The organism is Agromyces tardus, assembly GCF_003710805.1.
Classification (GTDB): Bacteria; Actinomycetota; Actinomycetes; order Actinomycetales; family Microbacteriaceae; genus Agromyces; species Agromyces tardus.
The window spans coordinates 53,342-79,089 of sequence record NZ_RHHB01000009.1 but is presented as its reverse complement, the minus strand read 5'-3'; the positions used below and the strand labels follow the sequence as shown (position 1 = coordinate 79,089).

25 protein-coding genes and 1 tRNA gene are annotated in these 25,748 nt (G+C 72.5%); 16 read left to right on the top strand and 10 right to left on the bottom strand.

What is annotated here, in order from left to right; translation table 11 throughout:
* Window position 1 precedes the first annotated feature (1 nt).
* The 6 genes from cmk (at window position 2) to EDM22_RS07635 (ending at window position 6,617) form a co-directional block, all read left to right on the top strand.
* A complete protein-coding gene (cmk, locus tag EDM22_RS07660) occupies window positions 2-685 on the top strand; it encodes a (d)CMP kinase (protein ID WP_245989265.1) in 684 nt (227 codons plus the stop codon).
* A 53-nt stretch (window positions 686-738) separates the two neighbouring features.
* Window positions 739-2,247, top strand: a complete 1,509-nt coding sequence (gene der, locus EDM22_RS07655; RefSeq protein WP_122936467.1) for a ribosome biogenesis GTPase Der — start codon at window positions 739-741, stop codon at window positions 2,245-2,247.
* 71 nt (window positions 2,248-2,318) lie between these two features.
* Window positions 2,319-2,762 carry a nitroreductase/quinone reductase family protein gene (locus EDM22_RS07650; RefSeq protein WP_122936466.1) on the top strand — a complete coding sequence of 148 codons (444 nt, stop codon included), beginning with the start codon at window positions 2,319-2,321 and terminating at the stop codon, window positions 2,760-2,762.
* A gap of 34 nt (window positions 2,763-2,796) precedes the next feature.
* Window positions 2,797-3,039, top strand: a complete 243-nt coding sequence (locus EDM22_RS07645; RefSeq protein ID WP_122936465.1) for a DUF167 domain-containing protein — start codon at window positions 2,797-2,799, stop codon at window positions 3,037-3,039.
* 72 nt (window positions 3,040-3,111) lie between these two features.
* Window positions 3,112-5,583: a glycoside hydrolase family 65 protein gene (locus EDM22_RS07640; protein ID WP_122936464.1), complete on the top strand. Its 2,472-nt coding sequence runs from the start codon at window positions 3,112-3,114 to the stop codon at window positions 5,581-5,583.
* Between the two features lie 71 nt (window positions 5,584-5,654).
* The gene (locus tag EDM22_RS07635) at window positions 5,655-6,617 is read left to right on the top strand and encodes a CHAD domain-containing protein (protein ID WP_170964057.1); all 963 of its coding nucleotides are present in this window, start codon (window positions 5,655-5,657) and stop codon (window positions 6,615-6,617) included.
* 36 nt (window positions 6,618-6,653) lie between these two features.
* Here EDM22_RS07635 and EDM22_RS07630 read toward each other — a convergent pair whose 3' ends face one another.
* The 3 genes from EDM22_RS07630 to EDM22_RS07620 form a co-directional block, all read right to left on the bottom strand.
* Complete coding sequence (locus EDM22_RS07630) at window positions 6,654-7,274, bottom strand: GNAT family N-acetyltransferase (protein WP_122936462.1); 621 nt, start codon at window positions 7,272-7,274, stop codon at window positions 6,654-6,656.
* 45 nt (window positions 7,275-7,319) lie between these two features.
* Entirely contained in the window at window positions 7,320-7,814 is a 495-nt protein-coding gene (locus EDM22_RS07625) for a nitroreductase family deazaflavin-dependent oxidoreductase (protein WP_122936461.1), read from the bottom strand.
* Between the two features lie 72 nt (window positions 7,815-7,886).
* A complete protein-coding gene (locus EDM22_RS07620; RefSeq protein ID WP_122936460.1) occupies window positions 7,887-8,363 on the bottom strand; it encodes a hypothetical protein in 477 nt (158 codons plus the stop codon).
* Between the two features lie 233 nt (window positions 8,364-8,596).
* On the opposite strand from EDM22_RS07620, the gene EDM22_RS07615 reads away from it, so the two are divergent.
* Window positions 8,597-8,670, top strand: a tRNA-Pro gene (locus EDM22_RS07615).
* A 124-nt stretch (window positions 8,671-8,794) separates the two neighbouring features.
* On the opposite strand, the gene EDM22_RS07610 is transcribed toward EDM22_RS07615, so the two are convergent.
* Window positions 8,795-9,970, bottom strand: a complete 1,176-nt coding sequence (locus EDM22_RS07610) for a hypothetical protein (RefSeq protein ID WP_138708044.1) — start codon at window positions 9,968-9,970, stop codon at window positions 8,795-8,797.
* A gap of 122 nt (window positions 9,971-10,092) precedes the next feature.
* Here EDM22_RS07610 and EDM22_RS07605 point away from each other — a divergent pair, with 122 nt between their 5' ends.
* The 3 genes from EDM22_RS07605 to EDM22_RS07595 all read left to right on the top strand — a co-directional run bounded on the left by EDM22_RS07605 (window position 10,093) and on the right by EDM22_RS07595 (window position 12,850).
* Window positions 10,093-10,446, top strand: a complete 354-nt coding sequence (locus EDM22_RS07605) for a response regulator (protein WP_122936458.1) — start codon at window positions 10,093-10,095, stop codon at window positions 10,444-10,446.
* A gap of 74 nt (window positions 10,447-10,520) precedes the next feature.
* Window positions 10,521-12,215 carry a sensor histidine kinase gene (locus EDM22_RS07600; RefSeq protein ID WP_170964056.1) on the top strand — a complete coding sequence of 565 codons (1,695 nt, stop codon included), beginning with the start codon at window positions 10,521-10,523 and terminating at the stop codon, window positions 12,213-12,215.
* Window positions 12,206-12,850, top strand: coding sequence for a LuxR C-terminal-related transcriptional regulator (locus tag EDM22_RS07595; protein WP_122936456.1), 645 nt, complete (start codon window positions 12,206-12,208; stop codon window positions 12,848-12,850). Before EDM22_RS07600 ends, EDM22_RS07595 begins: the two co-directional genes overlap by 10 nt.
* A 70-nt stretch (window positions 12,851-12,920) precedes the next feature.
* On the opposite strand, the gene EDM22_RS07590 is transcribed toward EDM22_RS07595, so the two are convergent.
* The 3 genes from EDM22_RS07590 to EDM22_RS07580 form a co-directional block, all read right to left on the bottom strand.
* Window positions 12,921-14,264: a 2-oxo acid dehydrogenase subunit E2 gene (locus EDM22_RS07590; RefSeq protein ID WP_122936455.1), complete on the bottom strand. Its 1,344-nt coding sequence runs from the start codon at window positions 14,262-14,264 to the stop codon at window positions 12,921-12,923.
* Between the two features lie 42 nt (window positions 14,265-14,306).
* Window positions 14,307-15,854, bottom strand: coding sequence for a carboxylesterase/lipase family protein (locus tag EDM22_RS07585; RefSeq protein WP_122936454.1), 1,548 nt, complete (start codon window positions 15,852-15,854; stop codon window positions 14,307-14,309).
* A gap of 114 nt (window positions 15,855-15,968) precedes the next feature.
* A complete protein-coding gene (locus EDM22_RS07580) occupies window positions 15,969-17,183 on the bottom strand; it encodes an acyltransferase family protein (RefSeq protein ID WP_170964055.1) in 1,215 nt (404 codons plus the stop codon).
* 107 nt (window positions 17,184-17,290) lie between these two features.
* Between EDM22_RS07580 and EDM22_RS19490 the strand changes: the two genes are divergently transcribed.
* The 4 genes from EDM22_RS19490 to EDM22_RS07565 all read left to right on the top strand — a co-directional run bounded on the left by EDM22_RS19490 (window position 17,291) and on the right by EDM22_RS07565 (window position 20,638).
* Window positions 17,291-17,914, top strand: coding sequence for a DUF6448 family protein (locus EDM22_RS19490; RefSeq protein WP_170964054.1), 624 nt, complete (start codon window positions 17,291-17,293; stop codon window positions 17,912-17,914).
* A 25-nt stretch (window positions 17,915-17,939) separates the two neighbouring features.
* Window positions 17,940-18,443, top strand: a complete 504-nt coding sequence (gene lepB / locus EDM22_RS19485; protein ID WP_281274075.1) for a signal peptidase I — start codon at window positions 17,940-17,942, stop codon at window positions 18,441-18,443.
* 29 nt (window positions 18,444-18,472) lie between these two features.
* The gene (locus EDM22_RS07570; RefSeq protein ID WP_122936487.1) at window positions 18,473-19,312 is read left to right on the top strand and encodes an NUDIX hydrolase; all 840 of its coding nucleotides are present in this window, start codon (window positions 18,473-18,475) and stop codon (window positions 19,310-19,312) included.
* Between the two features lie 108 nt (window positions 19,313-19,420).
* Complete coding sequence (locus tag EDM22_RS07565; RefSeq protein ID WP_122936451.1) at window positions 19,421-20,638, top strand: Fic family protein; 1,218 nt, start codon at window positions 19,421-19,423, stop codon at window positions 20,636-20,638.
* Window positions 20,639-20,681: 43 nt separating this feature from the next.
* Here the strand turns inward: EDM22_RS07565 and EDM22_RS07560 are convergent, their stop codons facing one another.
* Entirely contained in the window at window positions 20,682-21,806 is a 1,125-nt protein-coding gene (locus EDM22_RS07560) for a helix-turn-helix transcriptional regulator (protein ID WP_122936450.1), read from the bottom strand.
* Window positions 21,807-21,916: 110 nt separating this feature from the next.
* Between EDM22_RS07560 and EDM22_RS07555 the strand changes: the two genes are divergently transcribed.
* Complete coding sequence (locus tag EDM22_RS07555) at window positions 21,917-23,302, top strand: FAD-binding oxidoreductase (RefSeq protein WP_170964052.1); 1,386 nt, start codon at window positions 21,917-21,919, stop codon at window positions 23,300-23,302.
* Between the two features lie 81 nt (window positions 23,303-23,383).
* On the opposite strand, the gene EDM22_RS07550 is transcribed toward EDM22_RS07555, so the two are convergent.
* Window positions 23,384-24,055 (bottom strand): helix-turn-helix transcriptional regulator, encoded by a 672-nt coding sequence (locus tag EDM22_RS07550; protein WP_122936448.1) that lies wholly within the window; start codon window positions 24,053-24,055, stop codon window positions 23,384-23,386.
* Window positions 24,045-24,470, bottom strand: coding sequence for a group III truncated hemoglobin (locus EDM22_RS07545; RefSeq protein ID WP_122936447.1), 426 nt, complete (start codon window positions 24,468-24,470; stop codon window positions 24,045-24,047). Before EDM22_RS07545 ends, EDM22_RS07550 begins: the two co-directional genes overlap by 11 nt.
* 200 nt (window positions 24,471-24,670) lie before the next feature.
* Between EDM22_RS07545 and EDM22_RS07540 the strand changes: the two genes are divergently transcribed.
* On the top strand, window positions 24,671-25,735 hold the full coding sequence (locus EDM22_RS07540) for an NAD(P)H-dependent flavin oxidoreductase (RefSeq protein WP_122936446.1): 1,065 nt from the start codon (window positions 24,671-24,673) through the stop codon (window positions 25,733-25,735).
* The last annotated feature ends 13 nt before the right edge of the window (window positions 25,736-25,748 follow it).

Below are 25,748 nucleotides of genomic sequence, written 5' to 3'. Positions count from 1 at the left end.
CGTGAACCCCGTCCTTCCGTACGTGGTGGCCATCGACGGACCCGCCGGCAGCGGCAAGTCGAGCGTCTCGAAGGAGGTCGCCCGTCGCCTCGGCTGGGGCTTCCTCGACACGGGTGCCGCCTACCGCGCGCTCGCGTGGCACGCGGCGGCGTCGGGCGTCGACACCGAGGACGCGGCATCCGTGGTCTCATGCCTCGACTCCTTCGACTACGCCATCGGCACCGACCCGGCGGGCTACGCGGTGCGCGTCGGATCGGTCGACGTGACGGAGGCGATCCGCGAGCCGGGGATCTCCGCCATCGTGAGCGCGGTCGCGCGCATCCCCGAGGTGCGCACCCACCTCATCGAGGTGTTCCGCGCGATCATGGCCGCCGAGGAGCGCGCCGGGATCGTCGTCGAGGGCCGGGACATCACGACCGTCGTCGCCCCCGACGCGCCCGTGCGGATCCTGCTGACCGCCTCGGAGGAGGCCCGCGTCGCGCGCCGTTCGGCGGAGCTCGTGGGCCACTCGGTCTCGACGACGGGGGAGCAGCTGCGCCGCCGGGACCTCGCCGATTCGAAGGTCGTCGACTTCATGAACGCCGCCGAGGGAGTGACCACCGTCGACTCGACCGAGCTCGACTTCGACCAGACGGTCGAGGCCGTCATCGCCGTGATCCGAGACTCTCAGGCACACGCTGGTTGAATAGAGGGGTTGCGCGCACGCGCGCGACCCCGTGAACTTTGGCAGGAGACCCCATGACCGACCGCGACGACGAGTTCGACGCACCCGACGACGACCTCGCCGAGCGACTGGCCGACGTCGACGACGAGCTCGCCGAGCAGCGTGCCGCCGCGCTCCGCTCCGGCCTCGAGGCGTACGATCTCGACGAGGAGGACCTGGACCTGCTCGAGCTCTCGGAGGAGGGCGAGGAGGGCATCCGGTACCTGCCGGCGCTGCCGGTCATCGCCATCGTCGGGCGCCCGAACGTGGGCAAGTCCGCGCTCGTCAACCGCATCCTCGGCCGACGCGAGGCCGTCGTCGAGGACACCCCCGGCGTCACGCGCGACCGCGTGTCGTACAAGGGCGAGTACCTCGACCGGCGCTTCACGCTCGTCGACACCGGCGGCTGGGAGCCCGACGCGAAGGGCATCGACGCCTCCGTCGCCGCCCAGGCCGAGGTCGCGATCGACCTCAGCGACGTCGTGCTGTTCGTCGTCGACGCGATGGTCGGCGCGACCGCCACCGACGAGCGCGTGGTGCGCATGCTCCGCAACGCGAACAAGCCCGTGTTCCTCGTGGCGAACAAGGTCGACGACGCCCGCCAGGAGCCCGAGGCCGCGGCCCTGTGGAACCTCGGCCTCGGCGAGCCCTACCCCGTCTCGGCGCTGCACGGTCGCGGCGTCGCCGACATGCTCGAGGCGGTCTTCAAGGTCCTCCCGCAGGTCTCCGCCGTGGCCAAGGACGAGTTCGGCGGCCCCCGCCGCGTCGCGATCCTCGGCCGCCCGAACGTGGGCAAGTCGAGCCTGCTCAACAAGGCCGCCCGCGAGGAGCGCGTCGTCGTGAACGAGCTCGCCGGCACCACCCGCGACCCCGTCGACGAGCAGATCGAACTCGGTGGCAAGATCTGGCGCTTCGTCGACACCGCCGGCATCCGTCGTCGCGTGCACCTGCAGCAGGGCGCCGACTTCTACGCGTCGCTGCGCACCCAGGCGGCCCTCGAGAAGGCCGAGGTCGCGGTGGTGCTGCTGGATGTCTCGCAGCCCATCTCCGAGCAGGACGTGCGCATCATCGACCTCGTGCTCGAGTCGGGCCGCGCGCTCGTGCTCGCGTACAACAAGTGGGACCTCCTCGACGACGAGCGTCGCCGCTACCTCGAGCGCGAGATCGAGCAGGACCTGCACCACGTGCAGTGGGCGCCGCGCGTGAACATCTCGGCGAAGACCGGGCGTCACCTCGAGAAGCTCGTGCCCGCCCTCGAGACCGCGCTCGAATCGTGGGACCTCCGCATCCCCACGGGCAAGTTCAACGCCTTCCTCACCGAGCTCACGCAGGAGCACCCCCACCCGGTGCGCGGCGGCAAGCAGCCCCGCATCCTGTTCGGCACGCAGGCAGCGAGCCGTCCGCCCACCTTCGTGCTGTTCACGACCGGATTCCTCGACCCGGGGTACCGCCGCTTCATCCAGCGCCGCCTGCGCGAGATCTACGGCTTCGAGGGCTCGCCCATCGTGATCAACATGCGGGTGCGCGAGCGCCGGGCGCGGTAGCTCGAGGTGGCACCGGGGATGCCCGTGACCGCACCCGCGGCGCCGGCATCCCACGATCGGGAGGCTGGGCGATGACCCGACGCGGACCGTTCGCGGACGTCTGGTTCCGCGCCGCCTCCTCCGTGCACGCGGGGCTCCTGCGGCTCAGTCGCTGGCACCTCGGCGCGGGCATCGCGGGCATGCCCGTCGTGCTGCTGCGCACCACCGGACGACGCAGCGGCCGGCCCCGCGAGGTGGTGCTCTCGTCGCCGGTCATCGACGGTGACCGCGTCGTGCTCGTCGCCTCGAAGGGCGGCGACGACCGGGATCCCGACTGGTATCGCAACCTCGTCGCCGACCCCTCGGTGGAACTCACCGTGCACGGGGTCGCCCGCCGCATGACCGCGCGCACCGCCGACGAGGCGGAACGAGCCGAGCTCTGGCCGCTGATCACCGCCGCGTACCGGGGCTACGCGGGGTACCAGCGCCGCACGTCCCGGCGGATCCCGCTCGTAATCTGCGAGCCCCGGGACTGACCGTGCGGCGGAAGGGCTCTGGAGGAGCAGGGCGATGGAGCTGACCGTGCGGGTGAAGCCGGGCAGCCGCGCGGGACCGCGCGTCGAGGAGACGCCGGGCGACCCCGCGGCATCCGTCACCGTGTACGTGCGCGAGCGGGCGGTCGACGGTGCCGCGAACGCCGGCGTCATCGCCGCACTGGCCGCGCACTTCGGCGTCGCGCGATCGAAGGTCACGATCCTGCGCGGGGTGTCCTCGCGCATCAAGCGGGTGCGCGTCGAGGTCGCCGAGGCGTGACGGCCCCGATTCGTCCGGCCCATCGGCGTGCGCTTGCGGCACGCGGGGCGCGGCGCGGCGTACCGTGGGGGCATGGCACTGCCGCCCGCGCTCGGTGAACGACTCTGCAGCGTGCCGCATCCCGACCACGCACCGGGCGACGCCGACACCTGGGTGCTGGCATTCGACGACTACGTGCCTTCCGACGAGGGCACGAGGGAGGCGCTCTGCGCGCTCGCGAACGGCTACTGGGGCACGCGCGGCGCGGCCGAGGAATGCTGGGCCGACGGCGTGCACTACCCGGGGACCTACTTCGCCGGGGTGTACGACGTCGTCACGTCGACCGTCGGCGACGTGAGAGTTCCCGACGAGGAGATGGTCAACGCGCCGAACTGGCTGCCGGTGCAGTTCCGTCTCGACGGCGGCGACTGGTTCCGCCTCGACGCACTGGATGACTCGGAGCTGCTCGCCTTCCGTCAGGAGCTCGACGTGCGGCACGGCATCCTCAGGCGGAGCCTGACCTTCCGCGACGACACGGGGCGCGTGACGGCGGTGCGCAGTGACCGCTTCCTCTCGCAGGCGGACCCGCACGTCGCCGCGATGCGGGTGTCGATCGTGCCCGTCGACTGGTCGGGACCGGTCACCGTGCGCTCCGGCATCGACGGCCGTGTGTCCAACTCGAACGTGCCCGATCACCAGCCGCGCACGCACCGTCACCTGCGACCCGTCGAGCTGCGCGAGCTCGCGCCCGACGCGGTGCTGCTCGAGGCGGAGACCGAGCGCTCCGCGATCCGCATCGCCGTGGCGGCGCGCACGAGGGTCGCGGTCGGCGACTCCGTGGTGTCGTCCCGACGCGAGTTCCTCTCGCACGAGGACGGCGCCGTCGCGCACGAGTTCACCGTCGAGGCCGCCGCGGGCGTGCCCATCGAGGTCGAGAAGGTCGTCTCGGTCGGCACGTCACGAGACCGTGCGGTGCTCTCGGCGGCGGATGACGCGACCGACCGCCTGGCCGCCGCCCCGACGTTCGCCGAGCTGCTCCGCGAGCACGAGCTCGCCTGGGAGCGGCTGTGGGCGGAGTTCGCGGTCGAGTTGCACCCCTCGGGCGACCATGCGCTCGCGCTGCACTTCAACGCCTTCCACGTGCTGCAGACGCTCAACGCCGTCGACGCCGACCTCGACGCCGGCATCCCCGCGCGGGGCCTGCACGGCGAGGCGTACGACGGCCACGTCTTCTGGGACGAGGTGTTCGTCTACCCGTTCATCACGCTGCGGCGTCCGCGGCTCACCCCCGCGCTGCTCGCGTATCGACACCGGCGTCTCGGCGCCGCGACGGCCGCCGCGGCGCGCGCCGGACATGCGGGCGCGATGTTTCCCTGGCAGAGCGGGATCGCGGGCGACGACGTCACGCCCCGTCGGCTGTTCAACCCGCTGACGGAGGACTGGATGCCCGACCACTCGCACCTGCAGCGGCACGTGGGCCTCGGCGTCGCGTACAGCGCGTGGCAGTACTACGAGTCCACCGGCGACCTCCAGTTCCTGCTGCACGACGGCGCCGACCTCATCGTCGCCGTCGCACGCTTCTTCGCCTCGCTCGCCGTCTACGACCCGGAGCGCGACCGCTACTCGATCGATCACGTCATGGGTCCCGACGAGTTCCACGACGGGTATCCCGAGCGGCCGGGCGAGGGCGTGAAGGACAACGTGTACACCAACGTCATGACGGCGTGGGTGCTGCGGCGCGCGATCGCGACGGTCGACGTGCTGCAGCGGCATCCGGGCCGGCTCGCGTGGCGGCGCCTCGAGATCGCGCCGGGGGAGCCGGAGGCCTGGGCCCGGATCGCCGCCCGCCTCACGGTCGTGTTCAACGACGACGGGTCGCTCTCGCAGTTCGACGGGTACCAGGAGCTGGAGCCGATCGACCTCGACGCCTACCGGCGCCGCTACGGCTGGATCGGGCGGCTCGACCTCATCCTGAACGCCGAGCACGACAGCTCGAACCGCTACCAGGTGTCGAAGCAGCCCGACGCGCTCATGCTGCTCTACCTGCTCTCGGCCGAGGAGCTGCGCGAGTTGCTCGGGGAGATGGGCTACGAGCTGCCCCCCGAGGCGATCGTGCGCACCGTCGAGCGCTACTCGACCACCTCCACGTACGGGTCGACGCTCTCGAACGTCGTGCACTCGTGGCTCGAGGCGCGGCGCGATCGTGAGCGATCGTGGGAGTTCCTGCAGCGCACCCTGTCGAGCGACCTCTCCGACATCCAGGGCGGCACGACGCGGCAGGGGGTGCACATCGCCGCGATGGCGGGGTCGGTCGACATGGTGACCCGCTGCTACGCCGGCATCGAGATGCGCGAGGATCGGCTCTGGTTCCACCCCGGCATGCCCGCCGAGATCGAGGCGATCAAGTTCCATCTCGTGTACCGCGACCAGGCGCTCAGCGTCCGGCTCTCGCAGCACGAGCTGCGGATCGATTCGGCCGAGGGGGATGCGGCGCCCATCCGGGTAGTCGTCGACGGCGACGAGGTGGAGATCCGCGCGGGCGACGAACGCCGGTTCGCGCTGTGATGCGTCGAGCGGACATCGGCCGGGGACCGAGGTCCCGACTCGCCCGCGCCCCCGGCGCATACGATGGCGCCATGGGCGACGGCGAGGCACAGGGCAGCACGGCCGAGCACGACAACGACGTCGAGGTGGACGTGCTCGACGCGGGCACGGCGATGCTCACCGCGCTGCGGGCGGTGGGCGAGCGGATGTCGCAGCTCGAACCCGCGGTGCTGGCCGACGAGCCCGATGCGGTGCACCAGCTCCGAACCTACGTGCGACGGCTGCGCAGCCTGCTCGCCGCGTACGGGCCGTTGTTCGACGTGTCCGTCGCCACGGGGCTGCGCCGCCGCTACCGCACGTTCGGTCGTGAGCTCGGCGTGGTGCGCGACCTCGAGGTGCGCGTCCAGGTCGCCGAGCGCGCCCTCGCCGAGGCCGCGGAGGAGGGCGTCATCGCCGACGCGGAGGAGCGCGAAGCGGTGCAGGCGCGGCTCATCGACGCCGAGCGAGCGTCGCACGCCCTGGCGCACGCCCGCCTGGCCGAGCGGGAACGCTCGGCACGCGCCGACGCCCGTCGCGACGCGCTGCAGGTGTTCCTCGACGATCCGCCGCGCACGGCGCTCGCCGCCCAGCCCGCGAAGCAGGTGCTCGGCGCGCTGCTCGAGCTCGAGGCGCGACACGCGGTGCGTCGCAGTGAACGGCTCGACGACGCATCCGACACGGAGACCCTGCATGCGGTGCGCAAGGCCGGCCGGCGCCTGCGTTACGCGGCCGAGGCGGTGTCGAAGGAGCCCCTCGAACTCTTCGACGGGCGGGCGCACGCGCTGGCGTCGGTCGGGGACGACCTGCACGACCTGCTCGGCGACCACCGCGACGAAGTGCTGTTCGCGGAGCACGTGCGGCGCATGGCCGCTCACGCCGCGCACGACGGGGCGCCGGCCGCCGCGTTCGAACGGCTCGCGGTCGCCGCGGACGCCCGGGCCGCGTCGCAGTTGAAGCACCTGCCCAAGGTGGTGCGCGACCTGCGTTCGGCGACGCGGGCGTGGGAGTCGCGCTGACGCGTAGCGGGCACCGACACGTGGGGCGCTGACGCGTCAGTGGTGCAGGGGGTGCTGCATGACGACGCGATACGGCTTGGGGCGCGCGACCTCGGTGAACCCGACGTCTGCGAACATCGAGGCCGTGCCGGGGAAGAGCTCGGCCGCCGGAGGCTTCGATCGCGCGTCCGTGTCGACGGCGTACGCCTCGAGGATCCGGGCGCCGTTCGCCCGTGCATACTCCACGGCGGCGGACGCGAGCTGCCTTCCGACGCCGCGGCGTCGGAAGGCGCGCGGCACGACGAAGCACGACACCGACCACACCGAGGCATCGTCGAAGTCGGGATCGGGCGTCGCCGACCCGACCGGGCTGTACCGCAGCCGCACGAGTGCGGGGCGCGGCTCGACGGCGCACCACCCCACGGGCGTGTCGCCGTCGTAGGCGAGCAGGCCCGGCCCGGGCCCGGGCTCGGCCAGTTGCGCCGCGAGCCGGTCGCGCAGCTCGTCGCGGCTCGCCGCGTTCCACTCGGCGCCGCGGATCTTGTACCACTGGCACCAGCAGCCGGCGGGGTCGCCGCGCGTGCCGAACACCGCCTCGACGTCGGCGAACGGCGCCTCGCCCGCCGGCACGACCCGCAGCGGTGGCCGGGTCGCGGATTCGCTCGGCTTCGATTCCATGGCGGCACGCTACCCGGGTCCGCCGACATCCGGCGACCCCCTTGGTCAGGCTTCGCGGGAGACGGGTTCGAGCCGGAGTGCCCGCAATTCGGTCGCGAGCCGGCGCACGGCCTCCGGATCGTCGGTGAGCTCCTCGCCGAGCACGCCTCGGCTGAGCAGTGCCGCGGCCTTGGGATGGTGGCGCCGGTAGTCGGCGAGCAGGTCGACCCGCTCCCGCGCATCGAGCGGGTATGCGCGCACGGAGGCGTGATACGACTTCCAGTCGACCTGGACCGGGCCGCCCGCGACCGCGTTCCGGTACCAGTCGGTGTTCCTGCCGCGGCTGGCGATCACCCAGAGGGTCGGAACGGCGGATGCCGCGCCGCGGCCGTCGAGGGCCGCGACCTCGAGCATCGTGCGCCGCGCCGTGCCCGTCTTGCGGCCGGTGGTGGTGATCATGAGGAATCGGGACCCGAACAGCCAGCCGAGGCGCGCACGGTAGGCGACGTACGGGGCCCGAGCGAACCACCGGAGCACCGGGCCGGGCTTCTTCATCGCCATGGCGCCAGCCTAGGGCGGGCGGGAGGGCGGCCACGGATGCCGCGCTCGCGCCCGCCCGGGTTGCGACGGCGGTCAGCCGCGCACGGAGGTGGGCTCGAGGGGCGCGGGCGCGGCGTCGGCGGCCGGGACGGGTGCGTCGGCCGTGGAGGCAGCGGCGGGCGCCTCAGGCCGCGTCGCGGCATCCGTCGTGTCATCGACGTCGTCGATGTCCTCGATGTACAGCACGTCGTCCATCCGGTCGGCCTCGCTCGCGGCATCGTCGATCGCACTCGCCGCGACGAGCCTGGCGGCGCGATTGCGCGCGTGGGTCGCGAGTGCGATGAACCCGCCGACGACGCCGGCCGTCAGCAGCATCCCGCCGATCGTGCCCTGCGATTGCAGTCCGAGGAACTGCTGGTAGTCCGAGCCGCCGGCCGTGTAGAACGCGGCGAGTTCGGCGTTGCCGTGCTGCAGCAGCATGGAGCCCAGCACGGCCACCCCGATCGAGGCCGCCCACAGGGCGAGCAGCGGGATGTTCAACGCCGGGCGGCGCGGGGAGATGTTCGACACGGTTCCTCCTGGAGTGTTCGGTGAGGCGAGCGTAGGAACGCGGTCTATGACACGGGTATCAATCGGCAGTGCATTCGTCGTGGATCGCGCCTGCGCTGCCGGTGTTCCGAGCGCGGTCTCGGCGGGTCGGCGCAGCGCGGCGCCGATCGGGTCCGAGGGGTGCTGCATGTGCACGAGCACCACCGCGGATGCCGCTATGATGGTCAAGTTGTCTTCGCGAGAGCGGATGACATCGGGCTGTGGCGCAGCTTGGTAGCGCACTTGACTGGGGGTCAAGGGGTCGCAGGTTCAAATCCTGTCAGCCCGACGAGAGTCCTGACGAACTTCGGTTCGTCAGGACTTTTTCGATCGTCGCCCTCACCCCGGTGGACACGGGCCGTGGGTGCGTCCGCGAGTCCGAGCGTGGATGCGACCGGCGTCGCTCGCGCGCCTCATGATGCGTCACCGGCGGCGACGCCGAGCTCCGAGGCGCAACGCCAGACGGTCGGCCGACTGATGCCGTCGACGGTCAGCATGCCGACGACCTCGTCTCGCGCGTCGTCCACACCGTGGGCGTTGGAGGTGTTGTCCGTCCAGGCGCCCGCGAGGCCGGGCAGCATCAGCAGATCGCCCGAGCCGGTCCAGACGAAGGCATGGCGATCCGCTTCGTCGATGCCGATCGTCTCGACGGCACCCGTTGCCCACCCGCCCGCTGACACACCGAGGGCGTACGACTGCGCCATTCCCGGGACGACCGAGCCCATGAGGTGCAGCCGACCGTCATCGAGCGACCAGTAGGCCGCGACCGTCGTCTGCAGTTCGTCGACGTCGGCGAATCCGACCGAGCGTCCGTCGTTGTTGACCGCCCAGGTGTGGGATGCAGGACCGGCTTCCTCGAGACCCGCCGGCCCCGGCTGCCAGGCGATCGCGTCGAGGTCGCCCCAGTGCTCCTGCGCGGGCACGCCGCCGTAGTCCCGCCGGTCGGGCGTGAGGCGGCCGCGAACCGTCGAGCCGACGATGTCGCCGTGGTCGTTGATGCCCACGGCCCAAGCGCCGGAGTGCCCGCCGTCGCCGCCCACCTTCGGCAGGCGTTGGGCGCTGGTGTACGGCGCATCCCATCGCAGCGGGTGCGCCGTGCCGTTCGGGCTTCCGCCGTCCCCGACCGCGACGCCGTGTTCGTTGATGCGTCGCGCGCTGGCCCAGTATCCGCCGATGCCCGGCAGCCACGTGACGACACCGCTGTCGATATCGAAGACGAAGCCCCGCCAGCGGTCGAGCGTGGGGTCGAAGCCGTCCCCGACTGCCACGTGACTGTCGTTGACGTCGAGCAGGCCGCTGTCCACGAGGTCGATCGGAACCCGATGAGCCACGCCGCCGATCCAGTACGTCGCGTGCTGCCTGCCTGCAGCATCGTCCGATGCACCCACGTAGATGCCGTCGGCGGTCATCGCCAACAGCTCCCCGTGCGGAGAAGCACCGCTCGTGTCGAGGCTCGGCAGGACGTGCACGCCGCAGTCGGCATCCACGGCGATCGCGGGGTTCGGATCGAACGCAATCGTGGACCACGCTGCCATCGCGAGCGCGAGCACCGCACACGTCGTACGCCGAGTCTGCAGTCCGAAGGCCATGATGAGCTCCCTTTCTCTGGTCCTCCCAGCGTCCTCTCCCGTGATGCGGGCCGGCCTCCCTGAAACCAGTGATTCCGTCGACCATTCCTCGCCGCGCGGGCCGCACGGTGCCACAATCAGGCATGGTCCGCACCGTGCTGCTCGTCGACGACCACGGGGGGTTCCGCGCGATGGCCCGGCTCCTGCTGGAGAGCGGCGGCTACGACGTCGTGGGCGAGGCCGGCTCGGCTGCCGCGGCGGTCGCCTCGGCGCGTGAACTCCAACCCGACGTGGTGCTGCTCGACGTGCTGCTGCCCGATGGGAACGGGGCCGACGTCGCGGAGCGGCTCGCCGCACTTCCGCGCCCGCCCGAGGTGGTGCTGATCTCCAGCTACCCCGACGGCGGACTGGGCGCACGCCTGCACGACGCGCCGGTGCGCGGCTTCCTGCAGAAGGACGAGCTGACCGTCGCGCGGCTCGCCGAGATGCTGGCATGACCTCGTTCGCCGACCGCCTCGCACGGCCACCTCTCGACCGGGCCTCGCTCATCCTGCTCGGCGCCACGGCCGTCGTGCTCGTCGTCGACGCCTGGGTGCTCGCAACGGTCCCCTACCTCGCTCCACCGGGATCGGTGCTGCGGGAGGCGCTCTTCGCGGTCGCCTGGATCGCCGTCGGCGTCGTCGCGATGTGGTTGCGCCGCGGATTGCTGGCTCGCCGCATCCTGGCACTGTCCCTCGTCCTGGCGGCCGACTTCGTCGGATCGTTCGGGCTTCTGGGCAGCGACCCGATGCCACGCCTGCTGGTGACGCTGACCGCGACCTTGATCCCCCTGCAGACCGCCCTCGCCGTCCATCTGGGCGCGTCCTACCCGACGGGGCGACTCCTCGACCCGTTCGGGCGGCGCGTGGTGGTCGCCGCCTACGCCGTTGCGGGAGTCGAGGCCGTGTGGTGGACGTTCGCGCACGTCAGCGCTCGCACGTGCGATGCGTGCGCACGCTCGTACCTCCACGTCGTCGTTCCCGAGTCGGTCCATCGGGCGGTGTCACTGGTCATCGGCGCCGCGTGGGTCGGCCTGTGCGCGTGTCTCCTGATCCTGCTGTGGGGTCGCTACCGCCGCGCCGGTCGTCGGGAGCGGCGACTCCTCCGCCTGCCGTATGCGTCGATCGCGGTGGCGGCGGCCCTGTACGCCGTGCTGTCCGTGGTTGCGGCACCGCGCGGGACGAGCGCATGGGGCGTCTCGATGACGACCCTGATCGCCCTCCAGGTCGTGGCGCTCGTGGCCGTGCCGCTGTCCTTCCTCGTCGCCCTGCTCCGCGAACGGCTCGCGTACCGCCGAATCGGTGAGCTCGTCGTGAAACTGGCGGGAGGCGCCGGTGCGGACCTGGAGCGATCCCTGGCCATCGCCCTGGGCGACCCGACCCTCACGGTCGCATTCCCGGTCGGAGACGGCTTCGCGGATTCCCGGGGCAGGCCGGTGCCCCGGCCCGAGCCCGACGACCGTACGACCGTCACGGCGGTCGGCGAGCCAGAGATGCCGATGGCGTTGATCCGCCACGACCGTTCCCTCGACGAGGAGCCGGCACTCCTCACCGCGGCGGGCTCCGCGACACGACTCATGCTCGAGAACGCCCGGCTGCAGGCGGAGGTGCGCGCCCAGTTGCGGGAGGTTCGCGAGTCGCGCGCCAGGATCGTGAACGCCACGAACGAAGCGCGGGCCCGGCTCGAGCGGGACCTGCACGACGGCGCGCAGCAGCGGCTGCTGGCCATCGGCATCGCCCTGCAGTTGCTGCGACAGAGACCCGGCGACGCGAGCCTGTTCGATGCGGCCGAGGGTGAGCTGACGAGCGCCCTCACCGAGATGCGCGAGCTCGCAGCGGGAATCCATCCCGCGGTCCTGACCGATCTGGGGCTCGTGGCCGCTCTCGACGCCCTTGCCGCGCGCCTCGGCGCCCGTGTCGTGCTGGAGGCGCACGGCCCGGTTCGCCGGTGCTCGCCGGAAATCGAGGCCGCCGCGTACTTCTCCGCGAGCGAGGCGATCACGAATGCCCTCAAGCATGCGGCGCCGACCCTGGTCCGCGTCTCCGTGATCGACCGCGACGACCGGATCGTGATCGAAGTGAGCGACGACGGCGCCGGCGGAGCCGACGGGGACGGTTCGGGACTGGTCGGCGTACGGGACCGGCTGGCGTCGGTCGACGGCACGCTCACCATCGACAGCCGGCGTGACCACGGCACCGTCGTGACCTTGGAGGTGCCATGCGCCTGATGGTGGTCGACGACAGTCTCCTCGTGCGCGAGGGACTGATCGCGCTGCTCGCGGCCCGAGGACACGAGGTCGTCGGCGTCGCCGAGAATCCGACAGCGGTGCCGGCCCTGGTTCGAGCCAGCACACCCGACGTGGTGCTGGTCGACATCAAGATGCCGCCGACGTACACGGACGAAGGCCTGCGGCTGGCCGCCGGCATCCGCTCCCGCCACCCCGGCATCGGCGTGCTGGTGCTCTCGCAGTACGTGGTGGGCTCGTACGCCGCCCTGCTGCTTGCACACGCGCCGGGAGGTGTCGGATATCTCCTGAAGGACAACGTGCTGCGGCCGGATGTCCTCGAGACCGCGATGTCCCGCATCGCGGCCGGGGGCACGTTCGTCGACCCCGTCCTCGTTGCGCACATGGTCACCGCGGATTCGTCCTTGGCGGTCCTCACCGATCGGGAGCGCGCGGTCCTGCGGCTCATGGCCGAGGGACTCTCCGACCGGGGGATCGCAGAGCGCCTCAGTGTGAGCCTGCATACGGTCTACACGCATGTGCAGCACGTCTTCACCAAGCTCGAGCTTCCCTCGACCTCGTCGGACAATCGCCGAGTCCGGGCCGTGGTCGCGTACCTTGCCGCTCGGCAGGGCTGACGGAGCCTGCGGAACCCGGCAGGCTCTCGCGTCGGATCCGTGAGCGGCACGGCTCGGCGACGAGCGTCGCTCACACGGTCTCGGTGGCCGCGTCCTCCGTCGTCTCCTCGACGATCGACCGGATATCGGCCAGACGCCGCAGGAGCCGCGGGCGCATGCCCCGCTCCACGAGCGGCTGCAGCCACCGCCGCAGCACGCGCGCTCGCACCGTCTCGCGGTGGTGCAGGACGCATCCGCCGGCGACGGGCTCGATCTCGTAGGCCAAGTGCCCGGTCAGCCACAGGCTGTGGAAGTCCATCGCGAGCCGGTGCGGCGGCTGGACGTCGGTCACCACACTCTCGACGTGGAACCAGGAGAACGGCGCGATCCTCACCGATTCGTGCCATCGCGTGCCGGCGACGGTCGGGCCAGGGGGATCCTTGACCATCCTGATCACGGCGTCCCGCGGAATCGGTTCCGCGTCCTGGATGTCGGTGAGCAGTGCGAAGACCGCGCGTGGCGGGCGTCGTATCGCCACCGCGAGGTCGAACGCGAGCGGTGCGACCGGGGCTGCGTCGCTGTGCGATACCGGCGCGACCGGTGGGCCGCCCGAGTCGGCGCTGCCGTCGTCGATCGGTGACTCGTCGAAGGCCGCGGCCGACTCGACGAGCGAGCGGAACGTCTCGGTGAAGCGAGCGGCGGGCGCGCCGTCGATCACGGCGTGGTCGAAGCTCAGCGTGAGCGGCATCATCGGCCTCGCCACGATACTGTCTTCGCGCACCACCGCGCGATCGACGACGGCACCGACGGTGGCGATCACCGTCAGGGGGGCGAGGGGGACCGCCCACGCCCACCCGCTCGAGAACATGCCGAGCGACGTGACGCCCACCGCGGGTCCGAAGCTCGCCGCGACGCGCGGATTCCTGCCCGCGATCCGGAACGCGGTGCGCCGCAGTGGTCCGGGCAGGCGCAGCATCGCCGCCGTCAGGCCGCGCGGCGCCGGCGCACCACCCGGGGGGCCGTGCTTCGCCTCGTGCAGCAACCGGGAGATCTCGGCGCACGGGGTGCGGTCGGCGTCGCGGATCGTGACGACGTCGAGGATCCGCCGCCCCTGCCATTCCCGTTCGACGGTCACGCCGAGGTCGACCCGATCGAAGGTCAGGATGCGAGCGCCGGCCTTCCGCGCATTCACCTCCGGATGCCTCGCGACCGCACGGGCGAGGCTCGCGATGACGAACCCGGTCCACGACACCCGGTGGTCCGCCGCCGCGATCCGTGCGCCGGCCTCGGACACGTCGAGCTCGACCAGCGCATGGACCTGGAACCGGCGGCTCGCGCTCGTCAGCCGGTCGAGCACCGGCCGGCGGTACCTCGGCACGGGGGAGAGGGCGTAGCCCGGCCCCGCCGCGACGGCATTCGCGTCGACTCGAGCCATGACCTCACCTCCTCGTTCGCAACATGCGCGGGTCGGCGCCGGTCAGCGGATGCCGCTCCACAGCGCCCGTTCCCACTGCCGGGGATCGGGCACCACCCCCGAGGTCGTGTCGAACCGCATCGTCGCGCGGTCGGCGAGGTCGTACTTCCGCCAGCCCGGGTCGCCGTCGGAGGCGAAGGAGATCCACGCGGCGTGCATCGTGGCGGCGAGGGCATGGGGCGGGTTCGGCCCCAGCATCGGCCCGAAAAGGGGGACATCCGGGCTCAGGGTGTCGAACACGAACGGGATCTCGAGCGCGTGCACGGCCCCGAGCCCCGGCGAGGGCCAAGCGAACTCGTACATCCAGGTGCCGGCCGCCGCGCCGGCGTGGGCCTCCGCGAGGCGGATGGCCGGGATCCGCATCCACCAGTCGGTCTGCACCGTCGCGAACACGTCGCCCGGCGTGGCATCCGGATACCTCGCCCGATAGGCGGCGAGCGCCTGCTCGACGGGCAGCCCGTAGGCGGCCAGGGACTGTGCGCCGTAGGTCGCGATCGGCCCCGTGAGGATCTCTTCGGTCATCCGACCGATCACGCCGCTGACCACGCTCCAGAGGCGCCAGTCGTCGGTGTTCGTGCCGACGAGCACGTCGACGCTCGCGGCGGAGCCGGCGGCGATCCGTTCGATCGGCGGTGCGGGCAGGACGACCCCGTCGATCACCGGTTGCCAGGGCATGTTCGTCGCCACCACCGGCAGTCCCCACCGGTCCGGGTCGGGATCGGCGAGCAGTTCCGCCTTCAGCTCGGCCTGGGCCCCGAGGAACCGCTCGAGGCTGACCGCGGCGATGGCGTCCCGGTCGGCGGGCACGCCCAGCTTCGTCGCGAGCAACGCGCCGATCCGGCGCGCGTCCGCTGCCGGAACGGTGTGCTGCGCCGCTCCGCTCTGCAGGATGGCCCGCCGGAAGAGGCCCTCGGCACGCGGCATGGCCAGCAGCATCCCGATGCTCATCGCCCCGGCGGACTCGCCGAAGACCGTGACATTGCCGGGATCGCCGCCGAACGCGGCGATGTTGGCCCGCACCCATTCGAGCGCCGCGACCTGGTCGAGCAGGCCGACGTTCGCGATGCCGTCGTCGAGGAAGAGGAAGCCCTCCGCACCGGGCCGCCAGTTGATGACGACGCAGACCACGCCGTCGCGGGCGAATCGACTGCCGTCGTACGCCGCGGTGGAGCTGATCTCGAACATGCCGCCCTGGATCCACACCATGACCGGCATCCCCGCAGCCGACGGGTCCGGTGTCCACACGTTCAGGTTGAGGCATTCCTCGACGGATGCGGCGCGCTCGACCTTCGCGAAGGCATCGTCGATCTCGCCCCAGTCCTCCGATGCGCCCGACGACGGCCCACCGGTTCGTGGCGGCGCCACCTGCGGCGGCTCGGGTCCCAGTTCGGTGGCGTCGCGCACGCCGCTCCACGACGGTGCCGGCTGCGGAGGCCGGAGGCGGTTCGCACCGAACGGCGGCGCGGCGTACGGGACGCCGAGGAACGCGTGCACGCCCTCGGTGTCCCGACCCCGCACCTGCCCGTGGACGGTCGTGACCACTGCAGCCATGCACACCACGGTCCTCCCTGTCGCCGCCGCGCACGGGGGCGAAGGTCCCGAACGCGTGCGCCGCTCGCGCGCGGCGCAGAGTGCTGCAGTACCGCTCGTCGCGGGCCGACCCCGTCAGAGCACTCGCGCCACGCCCGGGACGCGGCTGATGAGGACCCAGGCGAGCGCGAACGATCCCGCGACCCCGCCCACGGCGACGAGGATCGCCTTGACCTCGGCCGGGAACGGCACCACGCGCAGCGCGAGCGCGAGCCCGATCAGCACGATGCCCTGCAGCAGGAACGCCCCGTAGGCGCTGCGGCTGATCGCCGGGCCGGCCCAGCGGAGGGGACGGTCGAGGAGCCGCTGCGCCGACCCGAGCAGCCACACGGGTCCGAAGACGGAGAGCGTGCATTCGCCGGCCGCGAACGCCAGCGCGGTCCAGTGCCATCCGCCCCACAGCTGTTCCTCGTCGACGCCGAGGGCGATGATCGCGAGCGCGAACGCACCGGCGGCGGCGACTGCGATGAGCGTCACGGTGCGACTCTGCCGACGGAGCCGGTCCGGGGCCGCGTGCACCCACCCCTCCCGAGCAGCGACGACGCCCAGCCCGAACAGGGCAGCGGAGGCCGGCCACTCCCACAGGTTGACGTCGATGAACCAGTTGTCGGTCTCGAAGGGCACGACCATGCGCAGCAGGAAGGTCGCGACCGTGACCACGCCGGCGAGCGCGGCGAGGTGGCCGAGACGGATCGGACCGCGGCGGCGCCGCTGCGCGCGCCCCCGCCGTATCCGGACCCATCCTGCGTACGCGAGCGAGAAGACCAGCAGGGCGCCGACGAACCACAGCACGCCGGTGTCGAGGCTGCCCTCGGCGCGGAGGTAGACCCAGAACCCGGGCGCCTCGCCGAGCCAGCGGAACAGGCCGTACTCCAGGAGCGGCCACAGCAGGATCGCGAAGACCACGAACGGCACCCCCAAGCGCAGGAGGCGGTCCCGGACGAACCGGCCGGTTCCCTTCCGTTCGACCGACGGCGGGGTGAGCAGCCCCGAGACGAGGAACAGCAGCGGGATGACGAGCAGCGCGAAGGGCAGCGCCACGGCGATCAGCACGATCGTCGTCACCGGCGCGAGCGTCACCTCGCGTACGTCCGAATACGACCACCAGTCGAATTCGGAATACCCGACGAGCGCGTGTCCGGCGATCACCACGGCGATCAGGATCACCTTGAGGTTGTCGAGGTAGCGCTCGCGCTGCGACGCCCACTGCTCGACCGCGGAACCGTGGCCGCCCGGTGCGGACCCACGGCCCGATGCGCCGGGCCCCATCTCCACGGGATCAGGGTCCACGTCCGCGACGCTCGCCTCCAGTGGCGAAGGTCCCGAGCCGATATCGTCGCCGGTCGTACACTGGGCCCGGGCGCGGCCCGTCCGCGCCGGAACAAGAGGACTCCGCGATGAGGATGCTGCTTCGAGTACTCGCCGCGGCCGCGGCATCCGCGGTACTCGCGCTCGCCGTGCCCCGCCCGGCCCGCGCGCACTGCGACACCATGGACGGCCCGACGGTCGCGGATGGCCGACGGGCGCTCGAGACGGGGAACGCCAACCACGCACTCAAGTGGGTCGACGAGCGGCACGAAGCGGAGCTGGCCGCCGCGTTCGATCTCGCCCGCCGCGTGCGGGGGCTCGGGGACGACGCCCGCGAGCTCGCCGACCGGTACTTCCTCGAGACCCTCGTGCGACTGCACCGGGCCGGCGAGGGCGAGCCGTTCACGGGCATCAGGCCGTCGGGCATCCCGATCGACGAGAAGGTCGCGGCCGCCGACCGGTGCGTCGCGGTGGGGAGCCTGGCTCCGCTGGAGGCACTCGTCCGGGACGACGAGGTGCCCGAGCTGCGGGAGCGGTTCGAGCAGGTGCTCGCGACCCGGCACTTCGACGCCGACGACCTCCCGGCGGCGCGGGCGTTCATCGCCGCCTACGTCGGATTCTTCCACCTCGCCGAGGGGGAGGAACACGCCTCCGAGCCGCACCACGGCGACGGGTCCCACCACGCACCCGGGGCGCACCACGGCACCCACTGAGGCGTCGGTCCGCGCCGGGAGACGGCTGGCGGCGCTCGCCGGAGCGGTCGTCGCGGCGGTGCTCATGAACCGCTTCGCGATGTCCACGACACTGGTCCGGTCGGGCTCGATGCGTCCGACGCTCGAGCCCGGCGACCTGCTGCTCACCATCAGGGTGCGCCGCACGACCCGGGTGCGACGCGGCGACCTCGTCGTGTTCGCGTCGCGCGAGCGCGGGGACATCCTCCTCAAACGCGTCATCGGCCTGCCCGGCGAACGCGTCGACATCGACGGGGGAGCGGTTCGGGTGGATGGCATGCCGCTCGCCGAGCCGTACGCGCAGCCGTCGGGTGGCTACCGAGGGGCCTTCGAGGTGCCGCCCGACGGCTACCTCGTGCTGGGCGACGCGCGCGAGGAATCCGACGACTCGCGATCGTGGGACGAGCCGTACGTGCGGCGCGCGGATCTCCGCGGGGTGGTGCGCGGCCGGCTCCTCCGCGCCGGCGCTCGAGCCCGCGCTCGAGCCCGGCCGCAGTGCAGCGTCCGCTGAGGTCGGTCGACTCGCCGTACGGTGGTGACATGGAGGTCGTCCTCGCCGCGAGCGCGGTCATCGCCGACCCCGACGGGCGGGTGCTCCTCGTCGAGCGGGGCCGGGAGCCGCAGCGGGGTCGGTGGTCGGTTCCGGGCGGACGCGTCGAACCCGGCGAGACCCTCGAGTCGGCCGCCGCGCGGGAGGCGCTCGAGGAGACGGGCTTCCACGTCGAGATCGGCTGTGAACTGTGGACGGTGCGCACGCCCACGGGCGACGGTCGCGACTTCGAGATCCACGACTTCGCCGCGACCGTCGTCGGCGGCGTGCTCCGACGCGGCGACGACGCCGATGACGCGCGCTGGTTCACGCCCGCCGAACTCCATGCGGTGCCGCTGACGACGCACCTCGTCGATCACCTGCGCCGCGCGGGTCTCGTGCCGCCCCTGCCGCACGTGGACGAGCACTCGATCGTGATCGACGCCGACCGTGACGCCGTCTGGTCGGCGCTCGAGCGCGTCGTCGACCGCGTGGGCAGCCCGCGCTTCGCGATGCTCCTCGGATGCGAGGACACCACGGCATCCGGCCCGCGCCCGCTCGCGGAGTGGTCGAGCGTCCCCGGGTTCCACGTCGGGGCGGCCGAGCGCCCGTCGGTCCTCGCGCTCGCTGGGCGCCACCGGTACTCCGACTACGAGCTCGTCTTCCGCGTCGACGACCTCGGCGCCGATCGCAGCCGGCTCCGGGCCGAGACGCGCGCGATCTTCCCCGGCCGGCGCGGCGCGGCATACCGGATGCTGCTGATGGGCACGGGTGCGCACGTGCTCGCCACGCGCCGCCTGCTGTCGAGGGTGCAACGTGCCGTCGCGCGGGCGGCCGCGCGAGACGCGTGACGGGCCCATCGACCGCCGCCGGCGAAGTCGGAACAGGACGACAATAATTCTGAGTTACCCGCATAACTCGGAATAACGGTAGGCTTGTTCCGACTTCCCGAGGAGCACATGGTCGCCCACACCGCATCCCACGCGTGGCCCGCACACGCCGCACGCACCGTGCCATGGCGGCAGTCCGGCCGACACGGCACGCGAGCCGACCGGATGCTGCGCGAGATCACCGTCGCCCTGCCGCCGATGATCGCCGAGCTGCCCTACACGCCGCCGCCGGAGGTGGCGGGCGCGCTCGCCGAGGCCGCCCGGGAGGTCATCGCCGTCGACGCCGACCCGCGCGGGCACATCGGCGCGCTCGGCGGCCTCCTGCTGCGCACCGAGTCGGTCTCGTCCTCGAAGATCGAGCGCATCGATGCGAGCCTCGACGACTACGCGCGGGCCGTCGCCGGCATCCGCTCGAACGAATCGGCCTCGTCGATGGTCGCGGCGACGCGCGCACTCGCGCAGATGATCGACCGTGCGGGAGAGGCGGGCCGGGTGCGGCTCGACGACCTGCTGGCCGCGCACCGCACGCTCATGGAAGACGACCGGATGGACGGCCGCTACGCGGGCCGGCTGCGCGACGTGCAGAACTGGATCGGCGGGTCCGACCACTCGCCGATCGGGGCGGTGCACGTCCCGCCGCCGCCGGACACGGTACCCGCCTACCTGGAGGACCTCGTCGTGTTCGCCAACCGCGACGACCTCGACCCGGTCGCGCAGGCGGCGATCGCGCACGCCCAGTTCGAGTCGATCCACCCCTTCACCGACGGAAACGGGCGCATCGGGCGGGCGCTGATCAACGCGATCCTGCGGCGACGCGGCCTGACCCGGCGCACCGTCGTGCCCGTGGCATCCGCCATGCTCGCCGAACGCGACCGGTACTTCGCGCTCGTGAACGGCTACCGCGACGGCCGGGCCGACGAGTTCGTCGCCGACCTCGCGCGTGGCACGCGCATCGCCGCGGCCGAGGCGCGTCGCTCGGCCGACCGGCTCGCCGACCTGCCGGGGGAGTGGCGCGAGCTCAGCCGGCCGCGCGCGGGCAGCGCCGCAGCGTCCCTGCTCGCCGTGCTCGCGGAACATCCCATCCTGAGCGCCGAGGAGGCGCAGCAGCTCACGGGTGCGCCGCTGTCGAGCGTCTACACGGCGCTCGACCGGCTCGAGGCCGACGGCATCATCCACCAGGTCACGGCGCGTCAGCGCAACCGGGTCTGGGGCGTCGACGACATCCTCGCCGAACTCGGCGAGCTCGCCGCGCGCATCGCGGCGGCGGTGCGGGCGGGCGACCGCTGACGGACTCGGACCGCCCGCACGAGCCGATCAGCCGACCGCCCGATCAGCCGGCGATCGCGAGGTTGCTGCCCGACGGGCGCTGCGCCGCGCCGTAGCGGTCGAACTGGTGGCTGAAGAACACCTGCGACGTGAGCTCGCGCCGGCTCGAGGCGCCCGTCTTGTCGAAGATCACCTTGAGGTGGTCCTGCACCGTGTACGGGGAGAGGTGCAGCTCGGTGGCGATCTCCTTGGTGCTGCGGCCCTGCAGCACGCCTCGCAGCACGTCGCCCTCGCGAGCGGTGAGGCCGTAGGCGGCGATGAGCAGCGGCACGACGTCGGGCGGGCCGGCCTCCTCGATGGTGACGACGACCTGGGTCCCCGAGCCGTCCATCGACTGCATCGGTGAGGCGTGCATCACGTACCAGCGACCGCTTCGACCGCGCACGCGCAGTCGCGGCAGCACCCACTCCGCGCCGCTCAGCCGTGCACGGCCGGCGCTGACGACGGATGCCACGGCCGCGGGCAGTCGGGTCCACGACTCGCCGCCGAGGTCGGCGAGCCGGCCGTCGGCCGAGGGAGTGGCCTGGGTCACGCGCCCGTCGCGGTCGAACATGAGCACTGCGGGCGCCGTCGGGTCGTCGGTCGGGTCGGCGGCGGCCGCGACGAGGCTCGTGCGGATGCCGGTCGCCACCGTCGACTCGATGCCGTGCAGGAAGTCGGCCTCCGCGGGGCTGAACCCCGACCCGCCCGACCTGCGGTAGAGCGCGTACGCACCCCACATGGACCCGCCGGAGCGGGCGACCGCGCGGAGCTCGTGCTCGGCGTTGAACACGGGATGCACCATCTCGGCGAAGCGGCCGCTGCGCGCCGGGTCGCCGCCGGTGTCATCGCGCAGGATGCCCACGCCGATCCGGCGGCGCGCGAGGTCGGTGAACTGGTTGACGTCCTCGGTGGCGTACTCGTGCACGGCGAACTCGTAGTTCAGCTCGTCGTCCTCGTCGAGGTTCTGCTTGACGGAGCCGGTGAAGAAACCCGTGGCCGGATCCGTCGTGGCCACGCACATGGCGTCGAACGGCACCGCGCGCCCCACGATCGCGATGAGCTCGCGACTGAACTCGTCGGGGCGCAGTCCTGCGCGTGCCAGCACCTCGAGGCCGGCACGCGCGGATTCGGCGTGATACGTGCGCATACGCACAGTCTCCCCGACGCGCGAATCCCCGGCCACCCCACGTTTCTGGGGTATCGGACCACCAGCCGGCTGGGATGGCGCCCGTCGGCGCCGGCGGTGAGGCTCGTGGCATGACCATCGACATGACCCTCGACCATCCCGTCTTCGGCGCGCGCCGGCTGCCCGGACTCGCCGAACTGCGCGATGACCTCGTGGGCGAATTCGTCACCCCGGCCGATCGGGACTGGGCCGTACGCCGACTGCCCTGGAACGTCGCGGTGCAGGCCGAGCCCGCCGCGGTGCTGTTCGCTGCGACGCCCGAGGACGTGAGCACCGTGGTGCGCTACGCCGCAACCCACGGCTACCGCATCTCGCCGCAGGCCGGCGGTCACGGCGCGACCGCGGAGCACGCGGGCACCATCGTGGTGCGCACCACCGGCCTCGACGACATCTGGATCGACGCCACCGCCCGTGTCGCCAAGATCGGGGCCGGCGTCAAGTGGGGTGCGCTGCAGGAGGAGCTCGACGGCACGGGCCTCACCGGCCTCATCGGCTCGAATCCGGACGTCTCGGTCGTCGGCTTCTCCCTGCAGGGCGGCTACTCGTGGTTCACGCGCGAGTTCGGCACGGGGTCGGGCGCCCTGCGCGCCGTCGAGATCGTGGACGAATCCGGGCGCCGCCGCTGGATCGACGACCGCACCGACCCCGAGCTCCTGTGGGCCCTGCGCGGCGGTGGCGGCCGCTTCGGCATCGTGACGGCGGCCGAGATCGACCTGTTCCCCGTCGACGAGCTCGCGGGTGGGCGGCTCATGTTCCCGATCGAGACGGCGCCGGCGCTGTTCTCCGCCTTCGCCGAGGCGAGCGAGGCGGTGCCGTCGCACGTCTCGCTCTGGGCGTCGGCACTGAACTTCCCCGACCTGCCCGAGATCCCCGAGCCGGTGCGCGGCGAGTCGTTCTGCGTCATCGACGCCGTGACCACCCGCGGGCTCGACGAGCTGTCACAGGTGCTCGAGCCGTTCCGCGCTGCGGGACCCGTGGTGCACGACACGGTGCGCCGGCGTACGCCGGGCGAGATCGGCGACATCTGCGAGGAACCGACCGATCCGACGCCCGGTCTCGTGTTCGCGGTGCCGCTGGGCCGCCTGACGGATGCCGCGATCGGCGCGATCATCGACGCTGCCACGCGTCGCGGGCCGTTCCTGCAGTTCCAGGTGCGGGACCTCACGGGCGCACCCGGCGGCCGCGACGGCGTCGGCGCGACGACCACGGCCGGGTACCTGCTCTCGGTCCTGGCGATCACCCCGTTCCCCGAGGCGGCGGCCGCAGCCGAGGATGCCGCGCGTGAGCTGCAGCGCGCGTTCGCTCCGTGGACGTCGGGCCGGCTCCTGCCCACGTTCCTCGCGCCCTGGCAGGGGCTCGCCGACGCGTATGCAGCCGGGGAGCGGGAGCGGGTCGCGGCGATCGAGGCGGCGGTGGACCCGGCGGGGCGCTTCGCGGCATCCGTTCGGGCGGGCTGATCGCGGAGCGCCCGGGCCGAGCATGACCGGGCAGATGCACGCCCGGCGCGATGCACGGCGCCTCCGCCGCGTATCGCGCCGTCACGTCGTCGCGCGGCGCATCGTGATGAGGCACACCTCCGGCTCGACGAAGGGCAGGAGCTCGGGCTGACGATCGCCGCCGCCCTGCGCGAGCACTCGCTCGACGAGTCCCAGGTGCACCGAGCAGACCACCTGCGGGTGCTCGCGTGCGGCGTCGCGGAACGGGCACGCGCGGAGCCGGATCTCGTCGGCGCCGCGCACGGGATCGAAGCCGAGGCCGTCGAGCACGTGCACGAGCGTCGCGACCTCGTCGTCGCCGGCGCCGTCAACGCCGCCTGCATCGACGACGAGGGAGTCGGCCCACGTGCGGCCCGCCGCGATCGATCGACTCCGCCCGCCGTCGTCGCCGGCTGCGAGCGCTCCGGCGAGCGCGTCGATCAGCTGCTCGCGGCTGTCCTCCTGCGTTGGGTCAGCGGCGACGTAGTTGATGCGAGGGCGGCCCCGACGCCCGTCGGCGCCCTGCCCGTCGCCGGCTCGGCTGCGGTGCACGAGCCGTGCCGCCTCGAGCTGCTCGAGGTGGAACCGCACGGTCGTCACATGCAGCTCGAGGCCGGCGGCGATGGTCTGCGCGTCGAGCGGAGTCGCCGACCGCGTGAGCGCGTCGAGCACCCGGCGGCGCGGGGCCGACGCGAGCGCGGCATGGACGCGTGCGTCCGTGGGCTCAGGACGCATCGACGTGCTCCCTCGTGACGATCGTCTCGAACCCGCTGCCGGATCGTCCCGCCATCCGCCGGCTGATCGAGCCGGCGATGCGCTGCGCCTGGAGTTTCGCGAGCTCGGCCTTCTGGCCCCTGAAGTGCTCGTCGACGTTCGCGATCCAGAGTTCGAGCCAGCGATCGAAGTGCTCCGGTCGCAGCGGATGCCGTGCGTTCAACGAGAGGTGCAGCTGCAGGGCGTTGCGTCGGTAGAGGCCGGCGTTGAAGAGCACGGTCTCCCAGAAGTCGCACATGATCGGGAGGTGGTGGTCGAGGTCGAGCTTCGCGACCTCGGTGAAGATCGGTCCGATGAGCGGATCGGCGAACGCGCGGCGGTAGAACCCGTCGACGAGGTCGCGGATGTCGGAACGGTCCTGCAGGTCGCGCGTCATGCCCTCACGCTAGCCGAATTAACCGGATAGTGTTTCGGTGAATTCAGCGAACAACCGAATGAGGCCGATGACCGCACTACCAGACGATGATCCCGGCGGGGACCCGGCGTGCTGGCTCGGCCGCGTCTGCGCCGAGTGCGGCGCGCTGATCGACGGCCCGCGGACCACTGCGTGCTGGAGGTGCGGGCGGACGCCCGCCGATGAGGAGGAACACCTTGGCTGATCTCGCGACACTGCTCGGCATCGAACGGCCGATCGTACTCGGCCCGTTCGGCGGGCATTCGTCGGTCGAGCTCGCGGCCCTCGTGAGCGAGCGCGGCGGACTCGGCTCGTACGGCCTCTACGGCTACGACGCCGATCGCATCCGCGACACCGCGACCGCGCTCCGCGACGCCACGGCTCGGCCGTTCGCGCTCAACCTCTGGCTGCCGCACGACGACGTCGCCCAGGTGACGCGGTCCGAGTTCGACGCCGCCGTCGGGGCGCTCCGGCCGTTCTTCGACGAACTCGACCTCGAGCCGCCCGAGCGGCCCGAGCGCTACCTGCCGCCGTTCGAGGAGCAGTTCGTCGCGGTCCTCGACGCTCGCCCGGCGGTCGTGAGCTTCGTCTTCGGGGTCCCCTCGACCGAGGTCGTCGATGCGGCGCACGATCGCGGCATCCTCGTGGTCGGCACGGCGACGACGGTCGACGAGGCGGTCGCGCTCGAGCGGGGCGGGGTCGACGCGATCGTGGCGACCGGGTTCGAGGCCGGTGGGCACCGCGTGTCGTTCCTCCGATCCGCCGAGGACTCGCTCGTGGGAACGCTCGCGCTCGTGCCGCAGGTCGCCGACGCGGTGCGGGTGCCGGTGATCGCCGCCGGCGCCATCGCCGATCGGCGCGGTGTCGCGGCCGCGTTCGCGCTCGGCGCCTCCGGGGTGCAGGTCGGAACGGCGTTCCTGCGCACGCGGCAGTCGGCGGCGAACGACGCGCACCGCGAGGCCATCGCGCAGGCGACCGCGCACGGCATGGTGCTCACGCGGGCGATGAGCGGCCGGCTGGCCCGCGGCATCCCGAACCGGGCCGTGCGCGCGATCGAGCGCGGGGGAGTGATCGCGCCGTTCCCCGTGCAGAACTGGCTCACCGCCCGGTTCCGGGAGGAAGCGGCACGGCGCGGCCTCGGCGAGCTGCAGTCGCTGTGGGCCGGGCAGGCCGCGCCCCTCGCGCGCGACGACGACGCGAACGCGGTGTTCGCCGAGCTCGCGGCCGGAGTGCCCGGCGAGGCCTGACCGGATGGTGCGC

Bases quoted from the DNA above. Each gene is read 5' to 3' on its own strand.
- EDM22_RS07560 (WP_122936450.1), bottom strand. From the start codon at position 21,806: ATGCGCACGTATCACGCCGAATCCGCGCGTGCCGGCCTCGAGGTGCTG.
- EDM22_RS07590 (WP_122936455.1), bottom strand. From the start codon at position 14,264: ATGGCTCGAGTCGACGCGAATGCCGTCGCGGCGGGGCCGGGCTACGCC.
- EDM22_RS07625 (WP_122936461.1), bottom strand. From the start codon at position 7,814: ATGGCGATGAAGAAGCCCGGCCCGGTGCTCCGGTGGTTCGCTCGGGCC.
- EDM22_RS07540 (WP_122936446.1), top strand. From the start codon at position 24,671: ATGAGGAGGAACACCTTGGCTGATCTCGCGACACTGCTCGGCATCGAA.
- der (WP_122936467.1), top strand. From the start codon at position 739: ATGACCGACCGCGACGACGAGTTCGACGCACCCGACGACGACCTCGCC.
- EDM22_RS07565 (WP_122936451.1), top strand. From the start codon at position 19,421: ATGGTCGCCCACACCGCATCCCACGCGTGGCCCGCACACGCCGCACGC.
- EDM22_RS07595 (WP_122936456.1), top strand. From the start codon at position 12,206: ATGCGCCTGATGGTGGTCGACGACAGTCTCCTCGTGCGCGAGGGACTG.
- EDM22_RS07610 (WP_138708044.1), bottom strand. From the start codon at position 9,970: ATGGCCTTCGGACTGCAGACTCGGCGTACGACGTGTGCGGTGCTCGCG.
- EDM22_RS07650 (WP_122936466.1), top strand. From the start codon at position 2,319: ATGACCCGACGCGGACCGTTCGCGGACGTCTGGTTCCGCGCCGCCTCC.
- EDM22_RS07630 (WP_122936462.1), bottom strand. From the start codon at position 7,274: ATGGAATCGAAGCCGAGCGAATCCGCGACCCGGCCACCGCTGCGGGTC.
- EDM22_RS07570 (WP_122936487.1), top strand. From the start codon at position 18,473: ATGGAGGTCGTCCTCGCCGCGAGCGCGGTCATCGCCGACCCCGACGGG.
- EDM22_RS07645 (WP_122936465.1), top strand. From the start codon at position 2,797: ATGGAGCTGACCGTGCGGGTGAAGCCGGGCAGCCGCGCGGGACCGCGC.
- EDM22_RS07555 (WP_170964052.1), top strand. From the start codon at position 21,917: ATGACCATCGACATGACCCTCGACCATCCCGTCTTCGGCGCGCGCCGG.
- EDM22_RS07635 (WP_170964057.1), top strand. From the start codon at position 5,655: ATGGGCGACGGCGAGGCACAGGGCAGCACGGCCGAGCACGACAACGAC.
- EDM22_RS07640 (WP_122936464.1), top strand. From the start codon at position 3,112: ATGGCACTGCCGCCCGCGCTCGGTGAACGACTCTGCAGCGTGCCGCAT.
- EDM22_RS07545 (WP_122936447.1), bottom strand. From the start codon at position 24,470: ATGACGCGCGACCTGCAGGACCGTTCCGACATCCGCGACCTCGTCGAC.
- EDM22_RS07605 (WP_122936458.1), top strand. From the start codon at position 10,093: ATGGTCCGCACCGTGCTGCTCGTCGACGACCACGGGGGGTTCCGCGCG.
- EDM22_RS07585 (WP_122936454.1), bottom strand. From the start codon at position 15,854: ATGGCTGCAGTGGTCACGACCGTCCACGGGCAGGTGCGGGGTCGGGAC.
- EDM22_RS07550 (WP_122936448.1), bottom strand. From the start codon at position 24,055: ATGCGTCCTGAGCCCACGGACGCACGCGTCCATGCCGCGCTCGCGTCG.
- EDM22_RS19490 (WP_170964054.1), top strand. From the start codon at position 17,291: ATGAGGATGCTGCTTCGAGTACTCGCCGCGGCCGCGGCATCCGCGGTA.